This window comes from Nocardia sp. CC201C (assembly GCF_030010695.1).
GTDB classification, from domain to species: Bacteria; Actinomycetota; Actinomycetes; order Mycobacteriales; family Mycobacteriaceae; genus Nocardia; species Nocardia otitidiscaviarum.
In genome coordinates this window covers 1-1,928 of the sequence record NZ_JASCXP010000688.1, presented here as the reverse complement: position 1 = coordinate 1,928, position 1,928 = coordinate 1, and the positions used below count along the sequence as shown (strand labels likewise).

Here is a 1,928-nt window from a genome sequence, read left to right as displayed (position 1 = left end):
GCGCTGGAGGCGCGGGTGGACGAACTGCTGACCGAGCACGCACTGCTCGCGAATCCGCTGGGGAGCGGCGATGACTGAACTCGATCCGACACTGGAACGGTGGCGGCTCATTCTGGGCGAGGCGGCGTCGGGCCTCGTCCGCGATGCCGCGCTCAGCGCCGCGACCGCCGGCCAGGACGCGGCACTGGCCTGGCTCTACGACCGCGACGAGGAACTCGATCGGCGCGGTATCCGTCGCCAGGGCGGTGACGGCCCCGCCATCGTGCACGCCGTGGACTGGCTCGACGACATCCACCGGCTCTTTCCCAAAACCACCGTCGAGCGCCTGGAGCGGGACGCGGTGCAGCGCTACGGATTACACGACGTGCTCACCGATCCCGAGGTGCTCGGTCGGCTGGAGCCCAATGCCGAGCTGCTGGGCGCGGTGCTGCGCACCAAGCACCTCATGAATCCGGAGGTGCTGCGCATGGCGCGGCGCATTGTCGAGCAGGTGGTGCGCGAGCTCATGGAACGACTCGCCACCGAGGTGCGCACCACGATGCTCGGCGCCCGCTCGCGCCGCCGCGGCCGCATCCCCCGCGCCGCCGACTTCGACTTCCCGACCACGGTGCGCGCCAACCTCGCCCACTACCGGCCCGAACAGCGACGGCTCTATGTGGAGACCGCGCACTTCCGGGCACGCACCCGCCGCCATGTGGACAACTGGCAGGTCATCCTGCTGGTGGACCAGTCCGGTTCCATGGTCGGCAATGTCATCCACTCGGCGGTCACGGCGGCCTGCCTGTGGGGCTTGCCCGGCCTCGAGACCCACCTGATCGCCTTCGACACCGAGGTCGTCGACCTCACCCGCGATGTGGACGATCCGGTCGAACTGCTGATGAAGGTGCAGCTCGGCGGCGGCACGGACATCGCCCGCGCGCTCGGCTACGCGGCCCAGCTGGTCGAGCACCCGCGCCGCGCCGTCATCGCGGTGATCAGTGACTTCTACGAGGGCGGCAACGCGGCGTGGCTGGTGCGCACGGCGGCCGCCCTCGTCGCGGAGGGGACGACGGTGCTGGGGCTGGCGGCCCTCGACGAGCAGGCCGATCCGGTCTTCGACCGGGAGCTGGGGCAGCGGCTGGCCGATGTGGGCGTGCACGTGGGGGCGATGACGCCCGGTGAACTGGCCGCCTTCATCGCGGAAACGATCGGATAGTCCATGCGCGCGGACCTGCTGGCCCTCACCGACGACTCCCTGATCAGCCTCGCCAACCGGGGGCTTCTCAAGCGCGCGGCCAAGGAGAACGCCGCCGCGCCCCCGGAACTCACCGAATCCGCCGACGGCACCGTGGCGGTCACCTTCGCCGACGGCGTGCGCACCACCCTGCCGCCCGATACGACCCTGGAGCTGTCGTCCTGCACCTGTGCGGCGACGACGGTGTGCCGGCACCGGGTGCGCGCGGTGCTCGCCTATCGCGCGTACGCCCAAACCTCCGAGCCCACCGCGGAATACGCCCGTGCCGACACACCGGAGGCCGCCGTCTCGTGGTCCCCGGCGGAGTTCACCGACGAACAGCTGCGCGACCTGGTGGGTGCGCGCGCCTTCGCGGCCGCCGGTCGTGCCCGCCGCGCCGGGTACCGCGCCCGGGTGCGCCGGGCCACCACGCACGATCCGGTGCCGTCGGCCGAATTGTCCGCTGTCACCGTGCGATTCCTCGTCCCCGGTGACCTGGCGTACGCCCGCACCGATGCCGCCCGCGGGGCGCGTGCCGATGCGATCGTCCTGGCGGTGTGGGCATTCCGGGCCGCGGACGCGGTCGATACGGTTGACGAGACCGTGGAGGTCACCGTCGGTGACCACGCCGACGGCACTGCGGCGGGAGCGGCGGCGAGTGCGGCCGCGGCGGTGCTGACGCCCCTGGCCGAACTACTGGAAGATGGTGTCGCCC

The 1,928-nt window shown here is 71.8% G+C and carries 1 protein-coding gene and 1 pseudogene; both read left to right on the top strand.

The genetic code is table 11. From position 1 onward, the window contains the following. Positions 1-70: 70 nt before the first annotated feature. Complete coding sequence (locus QK444_RS35930) at positions 71-1,195, top strand: VWA domain-containing protein (protein WP_282786529.1); 1,125 nt, start codon at positions 71-73, stop codon at positions 1,193-1,195. 3 nt (positions 1,196-1,198) lie between these two features. Further along, positions 1,199-1,928: pseudogene (locus QK444_RS35925) on the top strand (hypothetical protein); the annotation flags it as partial.

Bases quoted from the DNA above. Each gene is read 5' to 3' on its own strand.
- QK444_RS35930 (WP_282786529.1), top strand. From the start codon at position 71: ATGACTGAACTCGATCCGACACTGGAACGGTGGCGGCTCATTCTGGGC.